13 protein-coding genes and 1 tRNA gene are annotated in these 14,823 nt (G+C 61.9%); 6 read left to right on the plus strand and 8 right to left on the minus strand.

The annotated features are described in order from the left end of the window. Nucleotides 1-14 precede the first annotated feature (14 nt). A complete protein-coding gene (locus NR187_RS31770; RefSeq protein ID WP_256809089.1) occupies nucleotides 15-506 on the minus strand; it encodes a DUF1837 domain-containing protein in 492 nt (163 codons plus the stop codon). Nucleotides 507-812: 306 nt separating this feature from the next. Between NR187_RS31770 and NR187_RS31775 the strand changes: the two genes are divergently transcribed. After that, nucleotides 813-1,451, plus strand: a complete 639-nt coding sequence (locus NR187_RS31775; RefSeq protein ID WP_372703286.1) for a recombinase family protein — start codon at nucleotides 813-815, stop codon at nucleotides 1,449-1,451. Nucleotides 1,452-2,284: 833 nt separating this feature from the next. Here NR187_RS31775 and NR187_RS31780 read toward each other — a convergent pair. The 5 genes from NR187_RS31780 to NR187_RS31800 all read right to left on the minus strand — a co-directional run bounded on the left by NR187_RS31780 (nucleotide 2,285) and on the right by NR187_RS31800 (nucleotide 5,801). Then, the gene (locus NR187_RS31780; RefSeq protein ID WP_256809032.1) at nucleotides 2,285-2,566 is read right to left on the minus strand and encodes a hypothetical protein; all 282 of its coding nucleotides are present in this window, start codon (nucleotides 2,564-2,566) and stop codon (nucleotides 2,285-2,287) included. Between the two features lie 88 nt (nucleotides 2,567-2,654). Then, complete coding sequence (locus NR187_RS31785) at nucleotides 2,655-3,308, minus strand: site-specific integrase (RefSeq protein WP_372703287.1); 654 nt, start codon at nucleotides 3,306-3,308, stop codon at nucleotides 2,655-2,657. A gap of 67 nt (nucleotides 3,309-3,375) precedes the next feature. Continuing rightward, on the minus strand, nucleotides 3,376-4,131 hold the full coding sequence (locus NR187_RS31790) for a hypothetical protein (RefSeq protein WP_256809036.1): 756 nt from the start codon (nucleotides 4,129-4,131) through the stop codon (nucleotides 3,376-3,378). Nucleotides 4,132-4,404: 273 nt separating this feature from the next. Beyond that, nucleotides 4,405-4,480 (minus strand) — tRNA-Ile (locus NR187_RS31795). 346 nt (nucleotides 4,481-4,826) lie between these two features. Continuing rightward, nucleotides 4,827-5,801 (minus strand): tripartite tricarboxylate transporter substrate binding protein, encoded by a 975-nt coding sequence (locus tag NR187_RS31800; RefSeq protein WP_256809037.1) that lies wholly within the window; start codon nucleotides 5,799-5,801, stop codon nucleotides 4,827-4,829. A 107-nt stretch (nucleotides 5,802-5,908) separates the two neighbouring features. On the opposite strand from NR187_RS31800, the gene NR187_RS31805 reads away from it, so the two are divergent. Further along, nucleotides 5,909-6,886 (plus strand): TAXI family TRAP transporter solute-binding subunit, encoded by a 978-nt coding sequence (locus NR187_RS31805; protein WP_211381804.1) that lies wholly within the window; start codon nucleotides 5,909-5,911, stop codon nucleotides 6,884-6,886. 194 nt (nucleotides 6,887-7,080) lie between these two features. On the opposite strand, the gene NR187_RS31810 is transcribed toward NR187_RS31805, so the two are convergent. Both NR187_RS31810 and NR187_RS31815 read right to left on the minus strand, forming a co-directional pair. Beyond that, nucleotides 7,081-8,292 carry an ABC transporter substrate-binding protein gene (locus NR187_RS31810; RefSeq protein WP_211381805.1) on the minus strand — a complete coding sequence of 404 codons (1,212 nt, stop codon included), beginning with the start codon at nucleotides 8,290-8,292 and terminating at the stop codon, nucleotides 7,081-7,083. Between the two features lie 101 nt (nucleotides 8,293-8,393). Continuing rightward, nucleotides 8,394-9,287, minus strand: coding sequence for a helix-turn-helix transcriptional regulator (locus tag NR187_RS31815; RefSeq protein WP_211381806.1), 894 nt, complete (start codon nucleotides 9,285-9,287; stop codon nucleotides 8,394-8,396). A 397-nt stretch (nucleotides 9,288-9,684) separates the two neighbouring features. Here NR187_RS31815 and NR187_RS31820 point away from each other — a divergent pair, with 397 nt between their 5' ends. Genes NR187_RS31820 through NR187_RS31835 form a run of 4 tightly spaced genes read left to right on the plus strand, consistent with a single transcriptional unit; the run spans nucleotide 9,685 to nucleotide 14,818 of the window. After that, nucleotides 9,685-10,515: a substrate-binding domain-containing protein gene (locus tag NR187_RS31820; RefSeq protein WP_211381807.1), complete on the plus strand. Its 831-nt coding sequence runs from the start codon at nucleotides 9,685-9,687 to the stop codon at nucleotides 10,513-10,515. A gap of 54 nt (nucleotides 10,516-10,569) precedes the next feature. Next, entirely contained in the window at nucleotides 10,570-11,676 is a 1,107-nt protein-coding gene (locus NR187_RS31825) for a molybdopterin-binding protein (protein ID WP_211381808.1), read from the plus strand. A 13-nt stretch (nucleotides 11,677-11,689) separates the two neighbouring features. Then, on the plus strand, nucleotides 11,690-13,639 hold the full coding sequence (locus NR187_RS31830; RefSeq protein ID WP_256809045.1) for a molybdopterin biosynthesis protein: 1,950 nt from the start codon (nucleotides 11,690-11,692) through the stop codon (nucleotides 13,637-13,639). A gap of 48 nt (nucleotides 13,640-13,687) precedes the next feature. Beyond that, the gene (locus NR187_RS31835; RefSeq protein WP_211381810.1) at nucleotides 13,688-14,818 is read left to right on the plus strand and encodes an FAD-dependent monooxygenase; all 1,131 of its coding nucleotides are present in this window, start codon (nucleotides 13,688-13,690) and stop codon (nucleotides 14,816-14,818) included. The last annotated feature ends 5 nt before the right edge of the window (nucleotides 14,819-14,823 follow it).

Consider the following 14,823-nt stretch of genomic DNA (forward strand, 5'->3'; position numbering starts at 1 on the left):
CGCAGACTCGCAGATCACCCCATCATCCGGTAGGTGGCCGCTGAACAGCGCTTACCTTGATCGAAGTCCTTATGAAACTTCGCTTCACCAAGCCAAAGTTCTAGATCGTCTGTCGCAGCATCATGCTTTAGATGGACAATATCAAAGCCAGTAATGGTGTTGTTGGTGCGCATCTTATAGAACAGGCGTGCCACGAACTGGCGCGTCTTAAATTCTTGAACGCAGAGTGCGTGAATTAGAAGCTCACCGAGTTCGCCTCTCGGACCTTTTGCATCAACCTTGAAGAATCTGCGCGCTGCTGTTTCGAGCGTTCTGTAGGGTTGAAGTGGCTCGATGGCTGACTTTTCCTCGGCGGTCAAAGCGCAGTCAGGTAGCCAATCAAGCAAGTGCTTTGCTAATCGAGCGGTCCGCCATTGCCCCAATTCATAACCGGCGCAACAAACGATGCCCGGGACGGACGCATTAAGCTCAGAATAGATTACACTAATTACTGGAGGAGCAGGCATTTGGCGTCCGCGAAACGAATGCAAGTGTCGGTTGAGTAAATACAGTTCCAAGCGAAAATCACCCAAAATTTTGCGCGGGCATATAGATAGAAAGGCTCGTGGACTTTCCCCCGCCACCCCCTGTGCGAGCCGACCCCAGTCTTTTGATTGAGCGATGTGTGCTTGCGTCTCGCACCGTCTATTAGGGTATAGGCTAGCGAGACGTTGACGTGAGACATGAGCAGCGTCTCATACAAGTCGCTTTACAATTTTGAGACGTTATGCGATTCAAGGTCTAGACTCTAGTGAGACAAAGGACGATCTCGCATGACGATGTACGGATACGCTCGCGTGAGCACCGCCGATCAAGACCTGACCTTGCAGCTGAACGCACTTAAGGCAGCCGGGTGCGAGATCATACGTGAGGAGAAGGCAAGCGGCACAAGCACGAAGGGCCGAGCAGCGCTTGCAACATTGCGCGACTTCATGAGGAAGGGTGACACACTAGTCGTTACACGGATTGATCGTCTGGCTCGTTCAATAGGAGACCTACAGGACATTGTACGATCTCTGAAGGAGAAGGGTGTTGCCCTGCGAGCTACTGAACAGCCTATCGACACTAGCACGGCAGCCGGGAAAGCTTTCTTAGACATGCTCGGCGTGTTCGCTGAATTCGAGACGAACTTGCGTAGAGAAAGGCAACTAGAGGGTATTGCTCAGGCAAAGGCACGAGGTGTGTACAAGGGCCGCAAGCCTTCAGTGGACGCTGCGCAGGTTCGCGAGTTGCAAGCTACAGGTCTTGGACCAACAGCGATTGCAGGGAAGCTACAGATCGGACGTGCATCCGTGTATCGAGTTCTGAATGCACGAGCAGCAAAGGCGCAGATCACAGGTTCTACTACAAGCAAGCCGAAGCGGAGCGCCGCTGAAATCGAACGAGATGCCAAGTTCGGACTGATAGATTGAGGTGGACCGTGGCCTCAGAGAAGCTCGCTGAGGGCGTCTCCAATTTGTGGGAGAACGGTGGGCGGTGTCCGGCAAGACGCTTCAGCGAAGCTCGCTGATCCGCTGAGAACGCTTGGCGCGGCTTGCTCGCGAAGTGTCAACACGCTTCCATCATTTTGCCGGCTACCTCCCTATTAGGAATATAGGGAAGGCTCTACAAACACGCTCAATGTATGCGCTCAAGTGATGACGCTATCCAGTGAACGTCTTGTATCGCTCCACTTACTTGCAAAGTCCGATGCACCGCTTTGGTGTATCGGTCTAAAGAAAGTAAGAGGGGAAGGATACAACACAACTCACGTATCACTAAGTGATACTAGATATATTATATATATAATACTATCTAACTCATACAGCGTAGCTGCTAGTACCTAAGATTATACAGCGTAGCTGCTAGTACTCTAGATAATGGCCACGCTCGCTTTAACAGCAGTCGCGGCTTCGACCGCGTGACGAGTGCGGGCTAGCCCTAACGTCAACACCGTAAGCTGGTATCGTAAGCAAGTTCGCCCCAATGCTTTCCGACAACTATTTATTATCGCGACTTCTCACAGCGACCCTTGTCTGATCGGTTGAGCCTTGTAGCCAGCGGCCAGCCATGCCCTGTACGTGAGAAAGAATTTGGGTCTGTAACGTTCCCACCATTGAGGGCGGTGCGACTAGGCGGCATTTGATCGCCAATGATGTCTTAGATCTCTTTGAAGCTCAGTACGAACTTCTGTAAATTCTGCGTGCAGAGATAGTCGTTCAGCGGGTCGTACTTTGCCACGCGGATTTCTGTCTGCCGATGTTAGTCAGCGTAGTACAAATCCCTGCCGTTTCGCGTCCGCTATCATCGACAGTTGCTTACCGCCGTATAACACCTGCGCATACAGCTTAGCGCCGCGAATAGCTTCTGGTGAGCGGCTGTAGGCATGTCCGCCAGCCATCTGGTTCGCCTCTTCGACCGAGTGCCTATCACGAATTGCATTCAAATAGAGATAAGCGCGGACCGCATTCCTGCCTCGCTCGGTGGCGTGCCTGAGAAAAAAATAACCAGCTACGCCCGCCAGAAGAACGACCACGATCACTTCCATATCCGCCTCCACCTAAACCGGCTCGCTGACGTCGTAAGGAGAGCGCCAAGGTCGCCGCTGTTTGGAAATTAGTTATGCCGCGCCGGGTTTAAGCAACTCGCTCAGCGCCCTTCCTGGCTTCTTCTAAGCCCGTTCCGTCAACGGATGGCGTCGGGCAGTCGAAGCGCAGCCTTTCAATCGCATCGCGCCTTTGGTTCAGCGTGTATCCCATAGTGAAATAGTTTTGTTGCGTCACGCCCTGTCGTTCGTGACCAACAATGGTCTGCACCAACGGTTGCTCAATCCCCGCCTGCAACAACCTCGTCACCACTGTATGTCGGAAGACGTGGAACGAAACGCCTTTATCCTTTAGGCCGGTCTTCACAAGAAACCGGTCATTGAACCAGCGGCCAAGGCTGCGTCCCCATCCGTTCTTTGCGTCGTATTGAAAGCCGGGAAATAGCTTCTGAGCATTTTCGGTACGTAGCTTCTGTACGTGGTCTAGTAGACCAAGCTCGATCAATCGCGAGTGAATTGGTACGTCGCGGCGCGATGCATCTGTCTTTAGCTTCTTGGTCTCGTCGTCGTCGTTCAGGTCGAAGCACCACACGCCTTCCTTCTGTCGGATGTCAGTAAGATGAATCTGTGCGATCTCATTCAGCCGCGCTCCGGAATAAAGAGCGATCAGCGGGCCCCACTTCTGATAATCTAACTGCACAAGTCCGCTGGTGTTGTTCAGCAGTTCGCTCAAGATTGTCTGCACCTGTGCGTCGGTGAATCCGGTGCGAGCGATTTTCGACTGTTTCTTGGTCAGTCGGATATGTAGTCCCTCAAATTACGTTGTTGCTGACGAGGCCGTTGCGCTTTGCCCAGCTAAACATCGTACCGTAAGTCTGTAGGTACTTATTGATGGTCTGTACATTGATGGTCTGTACGTCCGGAACGTTGAGTGCGTCGAGCAGCGTAAGATCGCGCGTCCTCGCGTCTTTGCGACGATTCTTGGGGTACTTCGTCAGCGTATCTTTGACGCGATGAGCATCTGCAATCGAGACCTTCGTAACGTCTCTATCTGATGTCAGCAGTTCAGTAAGTAGCGCGAAATGATCGGCCTTCTCATGCTGTGTTTTCGGCGTCCATTGCGTACCAAGATTGCTGTCCTTCGTATGGCGCTCTATGAGTTGCTGTAGCGAAATGTAAGGCAAGCCAACAGCACTGCGATCTGCGCTAGACGTGGTATCTGTCTCATTCTCAAATTGATAGCTATCAAGAGAACGATCGTAGGCGAGGACCGACGAGCAATAGTCGCGATACGCTCGATTTAGTTCTGTACGAAGGGTTATATGAGGGACCGTGCCAGCTTCTAGAGTGAGCCCGTATCGCTCCATGAACCGATCAACTGTGCGGTGATCTCCATCTGGAAGTAGCGAAGTCCCACCTAGCTCCTCGACAGCGAAGGCCCGTCCGTTCTCCAAGGCCGACTTATCCTGTAGCGTGAGGCGACCGCTAGTCACGATCTTTAGTTTGTGCCGCGCTAACATTTCACTGAAGTGCGTTATCAGTAGCCTTCGTATCTCTTCAAAAGTCATTCCACGCTCGGTGCAGTGCTGGACCAACTGTAGAGCCGAATAGCTTAGTACGCGTGATAAGCGCAATGCTTCCTTCGGATCGCGCGTTAGTAGGGAAACCCTTACGCTCGATGGTCTGTGTCTGATCGAAGCTGCAACGCGCAATGGCCATCGAAAATAGTAGATGCCGTGACGTGACACGGCCAGATACGAGGGAACAAACACGACGAAATGCCTCACCGAAATGTCCCACCAGCAGACATCCGGGAGCCAAGGCTTTGATCTTTCGAGGAATGGTGGGCCCGGCAGGACTCGAACCTGCAACCAGACCGTTATGAGCGGCCGGCTCTAACCATTGAGCTACAGGCCCCGCCGCGAGACGGCCGCGGGACTGCGCGGCCGGCAACGGTGCGCGGTTCGTTTACAGGGATGGAGGCGGGGGTGCAATGCTGGCTCTGGCGGATGGGGACGCCGGCGCAGCAATGCCCGAGATTTGCGAATACCCGAAATTGGCGATGATGCACTTATAGTCCTGTTTTGCCCGACGGGTCAAATCGCCTTCACCGGGGTTCGTTCGTCTCACCCTGTAACCCCTTGTAACCGCTAGCTTCGTCTACTGTGCATGGGGTTGTTTTCGATGTTTTTGATGAGAGGGGGCCTTTCGTCCCCTCCGATGTCTCGTTGGCGAGCTGCAGGCTCGCGGCAGATCGCCGGTGCTAGTCCACCGACACCCCGGCGAACGCCACGACCTTGCGCCACTTCTCGGTCTCGTCGCTGACCAGCTTGCCGAACTCGGCCGGCGTCATCGGCTTGGGGATGCCGCCGGTCTCGGCCAGGCGCGCCACCAGCTTCGGGTCCTTCAGGGCCTCGTTGACCGCCTTGTTGAGGATCTCGACGATTTCGGGTGGCGTGCCCTTCGGCGCGGAGATCCCGTAGAAGCCGACCGATTCGAATCCCGGCACGGTCTCGGCGATCGTGGGCACGTCCGGCACGGTCGGCCAGCGCTGCGGCGAGGTCACGCCCAGCGCGCGGACATTGCCGCCCTTCGATTGCTCGAGCGCGGAGGGCAGATTGTCGAAGATCAGCTGCACCTTGTTGGAGATGATGTCGGGGAACGCGATCGCCGAGCCGCGATAGGGCACGTGCACCATGTCGCACTTGGTCATCGCCTTGAACAGCTCCGCCGACATGTGCACCGAGGTGCCGTTGCCGGACGAGGCAAAGGAGATCTTGCCGGGGTTGGCCTTGCAATAGTCGATGAACTCCCGAACCGTCTTCGCGGGAAACGCGTTGGAGACGACCAGCATGTTGGTGAGCTGCATGATGCTGGCGACCGGGGCGGTATCGCGCAAAAAGTCGAACGGCAGCTTCTTGTAGAGCGAGGTCGAGATCGCGTTGTTGGGCGCGACGAACAGCAGCGTATAGCCGTCGGCCGGCGAGGCGATCGCAGCAGCTGCCGCGATGTTGCCGCCGGAGCCGGTGCGATTCTCGACGATGAATTGCTGGCCGAGGCGGTCCGACAGCCATTGCGCCATGATCCGCGCGACGATGTCGACCGGACCGCCGGCGGCGAAGCCGATCATCCAGTGCACGGGACGGTCGGGATAGCCGGCGTAGGCGGGAAGGGGGGCGCTGAAAAGCGAGATAAGGAAAACCAGCCCGAAAAAACCGTTACGCAAAATTCGCAACATGAAGCCTCCCGTTGTTCTATTGTCGTTGGGTGACATGCTTTCACAAAAACCGCTTCCTGCCTACATCGTCGGACGTCGATGTTGACGCGGGGCGGCCGGGAACGACCATGAGATTCGCTTTTGTTTTCCTTCTCGGCGCGGCGCTGCTGTTGAGCCCCGCCGCCGCTCAAACCGGAGGCAGCGCCATTCCGACCACGACACCCGGCCTCAAGATAAGCCTGGGCACCGCGACGCCCGGCGGCGGCTTTCCGCTCTATGGCAACGCCTTCGCGGACATGATGAACGCGGCCGATCCGCAAACCACCATCGCGCCGCGCAACACCAGGGGCAGCAACGAGAACATTCCGCTGCTGGAGAAAGGCGAGCTCGATCTCGCTCTGGTCGCGGGCGAGCCGGCCTATGAAGCCTTCGCCGGCATCGGGCGTGCGCCGGTACGGCTGAGGATTCTCACCGCGATCTATTCCAACCCCGGCATGTTCGTGGTGCGCGCGGACAGCCCCTACAAGACGATTGCAGATCTCGTCGGACAACCGGTGGCGTTCGGCGCCAAGGGCTCCGGCCTGCCGATCCTGGCGCGCTATGTGCTCGATGGCCTCGGGTTGAAGCAGGACGAGGATTTCAAGGCTGTCTATCTCGACCGCGCCGGCGACGGCCCCGCGATGGTCGAGGATGGGCGTGTCGCAGCGCTCTGGGGCGCCGGCATCGGCTGGCCCGGCTTTGCCGCGGTGGCCTCGAGCCCATCCGGCGCGCGCTTCATCGCGCCCAGCGCGGACGAGATCACGCGCATCCGCGCCAAGCATGCGTTCCTCAAGCCGCTGACCGTGCCGGCCGGCTCCTACCCGAAGCAGGCCGAGCCGATCGGCTCGCTCGGTTCCTGGAGCTTTGTGCTGACGCGGGAGGATCTGCCGGACGATGTCGCCTATCGCCTCGCCAAGACGCTGCACGGTATCGAGGCGAATTTCTGCAAGAAGCTCGCTCAGGCCTGCGAGACCACCGCGGCAAACACCGTCGCCGCGGCGCCGAAGCCGGAGCTGATCCATCCCGGCGTGATGAAATATTTTCGCGAGATCGGCGTGGTGAAGTAGGACACCGCGCCTCCGCTTACTTCCCTTCTCCCTTCTTGTGGGAGAAGGTGGCGCGAAGCGCCGATGAGGGGTACCTCTCCGGTAATTCAGCTGCGAGATGGGCGCTCGCGGAGACAATCCCTCACCCGGCTTCGCTTCGCGAATCCACCCTCTCCCGCAAGGGGAGAGGGTACACCGTCAGCGCGGCTACGCCGTCACTTCTTCACCATCGCGCACGCCGGGTCCGGCGGACCGAACGCCTTGTCGCCGGGGATCGTCGCAAGGATCTTGTAATAGTCCCACGGATATTTGCTCTCCTCCGGCGTCTTCACCTGCACCAGCCAGAGATCGTGCACCATCAGATTGTCCTCGCGCAGTCTGCCGTTGCGGGCGAAGAAATCCTCGATCGGCTTTTCGCGCATCTTGGCGGCGACCTTGAGCGGATCGTCGGTGCCGGTCTCCTTGATGGCGTTGAGATAGTGCATCACGCTGGAATAGACGCCGGCCTGCCACATCGTCGGCATCTTGTTCATCTTGGCGAAATAGCGCTTCGACCATTCGCGGGTCTTGTCGTCCATGTCCCAGTAGAACGAGGTCGTCAGCAGCAGGCCCTGGGCTGCCTGCAAACCGAGGCCGTGGATGTCGGTGATCAGCGCCAGCAGCGCCGCCATCTGCTGGCCGCCCTTGAATACGCCGAACTCCGAGCCGGTCTTGATCTCGTTCATGTTGTTTGGGGGGCCTGCCGCAATGCCGATGATCTTGGCCTTGGAAGCCTGCGCCTGGAGCACGAACGATGATAGATCCGGCGTTGCCAGCGGCGGCCGCACCGAGCCCAGCACCTTGCCGCCACTGGCGGTGACGACGCTGGAGGCGTCGCGCTCCAGCGAATGGCCGAAAGCATAGTCGTCGGTGATGAAGAACCAGCTGTCGCCGCCGCGCTTGACCACCGCGTCCGCGGTGCCGACCGCGAGCGCGCGGGTGTCGAACACCCACTGGATCGCATAGGGCGAGCAGAACTTGCCGTGGAAATCGGCGGTGCCGGTGGAGTGGGTGATGAACAGTCGCTTCTTCTCGGTGGCGACGTTCTGCACCGCGAGCCCGACCGCGGAGACCGGGACGTCGACGATCAGATCGACCTGGTCGACGTCGTACCAGCGCCGCGCGATGCCGCCGCCGATGTCGGCCTTGAGCTGGTGGTCGCCGATCACGATGCTGATCGGCTTGCCGAGAACCTTGCCGCCGAAATCGTCGATCGCCATCTGCGCCGCCGTCACCGAGCCCTGGCCGGTCGGCGCCGAGGCCGGACCGTTCATGTCGGTGAGCACGCCGATCTTGACGATGTCGTCGGAAACCTGCGCCATTGCGGCACCCGGCAACAGCGCTGCGAAGGCGGCCGCGACCGGCAGTCCAAATCTCGTTGGCTTCACGTTTGTCCTCCCCTGGTCCGGCGCGTTGGCCGGTGTTGCTGGCCGGGTATGGCCCGGCTGAATTGGTTTCTTTTGCAACTATTTTGGGGCGGGCGTCAACGTCAGGCCGCGAAGCGGATTTGCCCGGCGGGCGAGGGGTCGTAGCCGGTCAGCTCCTCGGCGCGCTGGCGCAATCGTTTTTCGCCGAGGAACCGGATCAGGGCCTGCATGGCGGGGCGGAAATAGCTGCGCTGCCGCATCGCAAGATCGAGGTTCTCCCAGACCAGCGGCACGAAATCGAGACCGGCCGAGCGCGCCGCCGCGCGCGTCGCGATTCCGCAATCGGCTTGGCCCGCGCGGACCACTTCGGCGAGATCCGGCCCGGTCAGGGCGGGCGTCTCGATCCGTCGCAAATCCCGCGTCGAGGCGCCGGTGCGCTTGAGCAGCACGTCGAGCAGCATCTGCGCGCCCGTGCCTTGCTGCCGCATCGCCATCCTGGCACCGAGCGCGAGCACGTCAGACAGGCCGCGCAGCCGCTTGGGATTGCCCGGCGGCAGCACGAGGCCCTGCTCGCGGCGCACGAACGCGACCAGCAATGCATCATGCAGGTCAGGAGCGGCCCGCAGCGCTTCGACGCTGGCATCGCGGGCGAGATTCTCGGCCGCATCCAGGCTGTGGAAGTGCACCGCCACGGCCATCACCTCGTCGCGCTGCAGCCGCTCGAGCCCGCGCGCGCTGCCCTCGCTCATCGATCCCAGGCCCGAGCCGGATTCGCGCAGGCTCCAGTCCAGGAGCTCGTCCTGGCTGCCGCCCACGACCGGCGGCGGCTCCGCGATCAGCATGCCGGCCGGACGCGCAAGGCCCGACAGCACCCAGAGGTCGAGCTCATGCCGCGGGAAGAGCCACTTTCCGGTCACCTTGGTGCAAGGGATCGCGCCGGTGGTGACGAGTTCGTAAAGCTTGCGTTCGCCGAGCCGAAGATAGTCGGCGGCTTCGCTGGTCGTCAGGAATTCCATCCTGCATTCCTATGCAAATTCTTGCTTCTTTTTGGACATTCGTCGCAGGTGGAATTCTGCAGTTCTATTTCGGTCCGCGCGAACCATGCCCGATCATCTCGCTGCTTTGCAACAGATGCTGATCAGTGATTTCGCATTGGGTTTACAATCTGCAGCGCTCGAATGGTGCGGGCCTTGCGGACGTCGCGCTTTTCCTCGCAACCAACGTGCCGGTTGATTGGTTGCCGAGATTTCCCGGCACCCCGCCACATCGCGATCGGGTGCACGGTAAAAAGCCTGTTGCCGGTGGTAATCCGATTTGCGCTCTATCTTTTGTTGCTTCCGCCGATGGGCAGATGCGTCATGAGCGCGGCGCAATCGCTCATCATGATCGCGCCGTCTCCAATGGAACCCGCTCATGGCCGTTCGACTGTCCGTTGCCTTCGCACTTCTCTGCGGCCTCGTCGCGGGCGTGGCGGCGTCATCCGCCGAGGACCGCGCGATCGTCCTGGCCACGACGACATCGACGCAGGAATCCGGCCTGCTCGACTACCTGCTGCCGATCTTCCACGACAAGACCGGCATCGAGGTGACCGTAATCGCACGGCGTGCCGATGAGGTGCTCGACGGACCGCGAAGGGGGGAGGTTGATGTCGTGCTGATGCATGCGCGGCCGCAGGAGGAGAAATTCGTCGCCGACGGTTTTGGCGCAAAGCGCTTCGACGTGATGTACAACGACTATCTGCTGATCGGGCCGAAGAGCGACCCCGCCGGCGTGAAAGGCAAGGATATCGCGACCGCGCTGAAGGCTATCGAGGCCAAGGGCGCGCCGTTCGTGACGCGCGGCGATCGCTCCGGCACCCATGCCGCCGAGCTCGCGCTCTGGATCGTCGCCGGCATCGACATCGCGAGCACCAAGGGCGCCTGGTATCGCGAAGCCAGGCAGGGCATGACTGCCGCCCTCGAGGCCGCGCGCACGGCGAACGCCTATGTGCTGTCCGACCGCGGCAGCTGGATCGCGTTCAGGGAGCGCGGCGATCTCGACGTCGTCGTCGAAGGCGACAAGCGTCTGCTCAACCAATACGGCGTGATGCTGGTGAACCCGGACAAATTTCCGAACGTGAAGAAGGAACTGGGGCAGACATTCGTCGACTGGCTGATCTCGCCGGAGGGGCAGGCCACGATCGCCCGCTACAAGGTCGACGGCCAGCAGCTGTTCTTCCCCAATGCGGACAAGTCGGGCGGCTGACCTCCGCATCGCCCTCGGTTGCCAAAACGGACGATGCATGGTCCATCATGCCGCATGACCCAGCGCCTGCCGCCATCGCTGACGCCGCTCGACACCGCGCTCGCCACGTTGCTGAACGGGCTTGATCCCGTCGCACCGGTCGAATTGCCGCTGACCGACGCCGCCGGCTGCGTCGCGGCTGGGACGCCGCTGCTTGCGGCCTATCCGCCGCGCGACATTACCACTGCGGATGGCTGGGCATTATGCGCCAACGATCTGGTCGGCGCGTCCTCCTATTCACCGCTGCTCCTGCCGATGGCGCCCGCCTGGGTCGATGCCGGCGACGCGATGCCGGCGGGATGCGACTGTGTGCTCGACGCCGACGCCGTCGAGATGTCCGGTCCGCTCGCCCAGGTACTGGCGGAGGGCGTGCCGGGGCAGGGCGTCAGGCGTGCCGGCAGTGACATCGCGAACAGCGCACCCGCCGGCGCAGAAGGGGATCCGATCGGTGCGGCCGACCTGCTTGTCGCGCGCGTCGCGGGTCTAACAAAATTCAGCGTGCGGCGGCCGCGGCTGCGCATCGTCAACGTGCCCGATGCAATGGCAACGGCGTATTTGATCGCCGAGGTCGCGCGCCCGGTGGGCCTGGATGTGACGATGCATACCGCCGGCGGCCGTGATGCTGCGTCGATTGCGGAGGCGCTCGATGCTTCCTCCTGCGATCTCCTGCTGACGATCGGTGGCAGCGGCGTCGGCCGCAAGGATGCGGCGGTCACCGCGCTGGCCAGGCGTGGTGATTTGATTGCCCATGGCCTTGCCCTGCAGCCTGGACGCACCGCCGCGGTCGGGCGGCTCGGAAAGGTTCCTGTCGTCGCCTTGCCCGGCTCGCCTGACCATGCGCTCGCGGTCTGGCTCGCGCTCGCGCTTCCGCTCGTCGATCGTCTGTCGGCGCGCAGGCCGCGCCGCCGGATGACCTTGCCGCTCGCGCGAAAAATCGCATCCGGCGTCGGCATCGCTGAAATCGCCCTGCTGGCCGAGGAACATCATGCCTGGGTGCCGCTTGCGGTAGGCGAATGGCCGCTGCAGGCAATTGCCCGCGCGGATGCATGGCTGCTCATTCCCGCCAGCGACGAAGGATTTGCGGCGAGCGCGCCGGTCGATGCCTATCTGATGCGGGAGTGATATGGATTCCGGCATGACGATGATCCCGCAATCACAGGTCCACGGCGCGCTCGAACAGGAGCAGTTCCTCAAGATCCTCTCCCGCGAGGAGGCCCTGGCGCGCTTCGAAGCGGCGTTGTTCCCACGCGCGCTTCCGAGCGAAGCGCGCAAGCTCGATGCTGCGCTCGGCGCGGCGCTCGCTGAAGACATCACGGCGCCGATCGACGTGCCGCCGTTCGACCGTTCCAACGTCGACGGCTTTGCGGTGCGCTCGGCGGACCTTGCAGCGGCCGGCATAGGCGCACCGGTTCGCCTCGGGCTGAACGGCGAGACCATTCACTGCGGCACGGCGCCAGTGCTGCAAGTGGCGGCGGGAACCGCAACACCGATCGCGACCGGTGGCCCGCTGCCGCGCGGTGCCGATGCCGTGGTCATGGTGGAGCACACCCAGCCGGCCGGCCTTGACGCAATCGAGGTCCGTCGTGCTGCGTCTCCCGGGCAATTCGTTTCCTATGCAGGATCCGACATCGCGCACGGCGAAGCGCTGCTGCGCGCCGGCACCGTCATCGGCTCGCGCGAGATCGGCATGCTGGCGGCCTGCGGCATTGCCGAGGTGATCATCGCGCGCAAGCCGCGCGTCGCTGTGATCTCGACCGGTGACGAGCTGGTCCAGCCCGGCGAAGCTCTCCCGCCGGCTGCGATCTACGACACCAACGGCGCGATCGTCGCGGCCGCGATCAACGAGAACGGCGGCGAGGCGATTTTCCTCGGCGCGATTCCGGACGATGAAGCCAAGCTCGAGGCCGCGATGCTGCGCGCGCTGGCGGACGCCGATATGCTGGTGCTGTCCGGCGGCACCTCGAAAGGCGCAGGCGATCTGTCCCACCGCATCATCGGCCGGCTCGGCGAGCCCGGCATCATCGCGCATGGCGTTGCGCTCAAGCCCGGCAAGCCGCTGTGCCTTGCGGTGTGCGACGGCAAGCCGGTGGTGATCCTGCCGGGCTTTCCGACCTCGGCGATGTTCACCTTCCACGACATGATCGTGCCGGTGCTGCGCAGGATGGCCGGATTGCCGCCGCGCTCCGATGCGAAAGTGAGCGCGACTGTGCCGGTGCGCATCGCTTCCGAGCTCGGTCGCACCGAATTCGTCATGGTCTCGCTGGTGGACGGCAAGGACGGCTTGATCGCCTATCCCTCCGGCAAGGGGTCCGGTGCTATCACGTCCTTTGCGCAGGCCGACGGTTTTCTGCGCATCGACGCGCTCGCCGACCAGATGCCCGCCGGGACCAAAGCCGAGGTGACGCTGTTCACGCCGCATGTGCGGGTGCCCGATCTCGTCATCGTCGGCAGCCATTGCACCGGCCTCGACCTCGTCACTGCACAGCTTGCGCATGCCGGGCTGACCGTGCGCTCTATCGCGGTCGGCAGCCTCGGCGGGCTTGCGGCGGCGAAACGGGGCGAGTGCGATCTCGCGCCGATCCATTTGTTCGACGACAAGAGCGAGACTTACAACACGCCCTATCTGGTCGAGGGGCTCGAGCTCGTGCCGGGCTGGCGGCGGATGCAGGGCATCGTGTTCCGGAAAGGCGACAAGCGTTTCGAGGGCCTCAGCGCGAAGCAGGGCGTCGCTGCCGCGCTCGCGGACCCTGCCTGCATCATGGTCAACCGCAACCAGGGTGCCGGCACGCGCATCCTGGTCGACCGGCTGCTCGGCGGCGCGCGCCCGGAAGGCTATTGGAACCAGCCGCGCTCCCACAACGCCGTTGCCGCGGCCGTCGTACAGCACCGTGCCGACTGGGGCATGACCATTGCGCCGGTCGCCCATGCGGCCCGCCTCGGTTTCATCCCGCTCGCGGAGGAGCATTATGACTTCGCGCTGGTGACGGCGCGCAGGCAGCGGCCGGCGGTGCAGGCCTTTCTGGACGCACTCGGCTCGAATGAGGCTCGCGCGGCGCTGGAGCGTGCTGGCTTCAGGCCGGCTTAGAGTCACGACGATGCGGCACTCAAGCCGCGCGACAGGGTGGGGGACGCGATGGCGAGGCCGCTTTCGGTTGCGATCGTCGGTGCCGGTATGGGTGGGCTAGCAACTGCCGCAGCGCTCCAGCGCGCCGGCATCGACGTGACGGTCTACGAGCAGGCTTCCCAATTTGCGCGCATCGGCGCCGGCATCCAGATTGGCTGCAACGCGATGAAGGTCCTGCGCGCGCTCGGACTGGAAGCGCGGATGCGCGAGCACTGCTTCTACCCGCGCTCCTGGAACAACCGCGACTGGCGCAGCGGCGATATCAAGTTCGACATGATTTTTGGCGAGAGCGCGGAAGAGAAGTTCGGCGCGCCCTATCTGCTGGCCCATCGCGGCGATTTGCATGCGGCGCTGGCGAGCGTGGTGCCGGACGCGAGCATCAAGCTCAGCCACAAGCTCGTCGGTCTCGACGAGACAGGAGAAGGCGTCCGGCTCACTTTCGCAAACAGCACAAGCGTAGTCGCCGATGCCGTGGTCGGCGCTGACGGCGTGCATTCAGCCGTGCGCGACATCCTGTTCGACACCGCGCCGGTCAAATTCACCGGCCGCATCGCTTATCGCACCACCTATCCCGCCACGCTGCTTGGCGGTGAAAAGATCGACGACTGCACGAAATGGTGGGGCGAGGACCGCCACATCGTGATCTATTACGTCAAGCCCGATCGCAGCGAGGTCTATCTCGTCACCAGTCAGCCCGAACCGGATTTCCGCATCGAGTCCTGGTCCGCGAAGGGCGACGTGCGCGATCTGCGCGCCTCGTTCGAAGGCTTTCATCCGCAGGTCGGACAGGTGCTGGCCGCCTGTCCCGATGTCCACAAATGGGCGATCATGGACCGCGACGCACTGGAGCGATGGGTCGACGGCAAGGTGACGCTGCTCGGCGATGCCTGCCATCCGATGACGCCCTACATGGCGCAGGGCGCGGCCATGGCGATCGAGGATGCCGCCGTGCTGTCGCGCTGTCTCGACGGCGTCGACCGTGACGGCGTCGCAGATGCCTTCCGTCGGTTCGAGGCGACCCGCAAGGAGCGGACAACGCGGGTGCAGGAAACCTCGCGCGCCAATATCTGGCTGAAGCAGCGGACCGATACGAGCTGGGTCTATGGCTACGATGCGTGGACCGTGCCGCTGGCGGCCTGAGCTGG

Source organism: Bradyrhizobium sp. Bra64 (assembly GCF_024519875.1).
GTDB lineage: Bacteria > Pseudomonadota > Alphaproteobacteria > Rhizobiales > Xanthobacteraceae > Bradyrhizobium > Bradyrhizobium japonicum_G.

Excerpts from the sequence above, each read along its gene's own strand:
- NR187_RS31770 (WP_256809089.1), bottom strand. The coding sequence starts at position 506 with ATGCCTGCTCCTCCAGTAATTAGTGTAATCTATTCTGAGCTTAATGCG.
- NR187_RS31775 (WP_372703286.1), top strand. The coding sequence starts at position 813 with ATGACGATGTACGGATACGCTCGCGTGAGCACCGCCGATCAAGACCTG.
- NR187_RS31780 (WP_256809032.1), bottom strand. The coding sequence starts at position 2,566 with ATGGAAGTGATCGTGGTCGTTCTTCTGGCGGGCGTAGCTGGTTATTTT.
- NR187_RS31790 (WP_256809036.1), bottom strand. The coding sequence starts at position 4,131 with ATGACTTTTGAAGAGATACGAAGGCTACTGATAACGCACTTCAGTGAA.
- NR187_RS31800 (WP_256809037.1), bottom strand. The coding sequence starts at position 5,801 with ATGTTGCGAATTTTGCGTAACGGTTTTTTCGGGCTGGTTTTCCTTATC.
- NR187_RS31805 (WP_211381804.1), top strand. The coding sequence starts at position 5,909 with ATGAGATTCGCTTTTGTTTTCCTTCTCGGCGCGGCGCTGCTGTTGAGC.
- NR187_RS31815 (WP_211381806.1), bottom strand. The coding sequence starts at position 9,287 with ATGGAATTCCTGACGACCAGCGAAGCCGCCGACTATCTTCGGCTCGGC.
- NR187_RS31820 (WP_211381807.1), top strand. The coding sequence starts at position 9,685 with ATGGCCGTTCGACTGTCCGTTGCCTTCGCACTTCTCTGCGGCCTCGTC.
- NR187_RS31825 (WP_211381808.1), top strand. The coding sequence starts at position 10,570 with ATGACCCAGCGCCTGCCGCCATCGCTGACGCCGCTCGACACCGCGCTC.
- NR187_RS31830 (WP_256809045.1), top strand. The coding sequence starts at position 11,690 with ATGACGATGATCCCGCAATCACAGGTCCACGGCGCGCTCGAACAGGAG.
- NR187_RS31835 (WP_211381810.1), top strand. The coding sequence starts at position 13,688 with ATGGCGAGGCCGCTTTCGGTTGCGATCGTCGGTGCCGGTATGGGTGGG.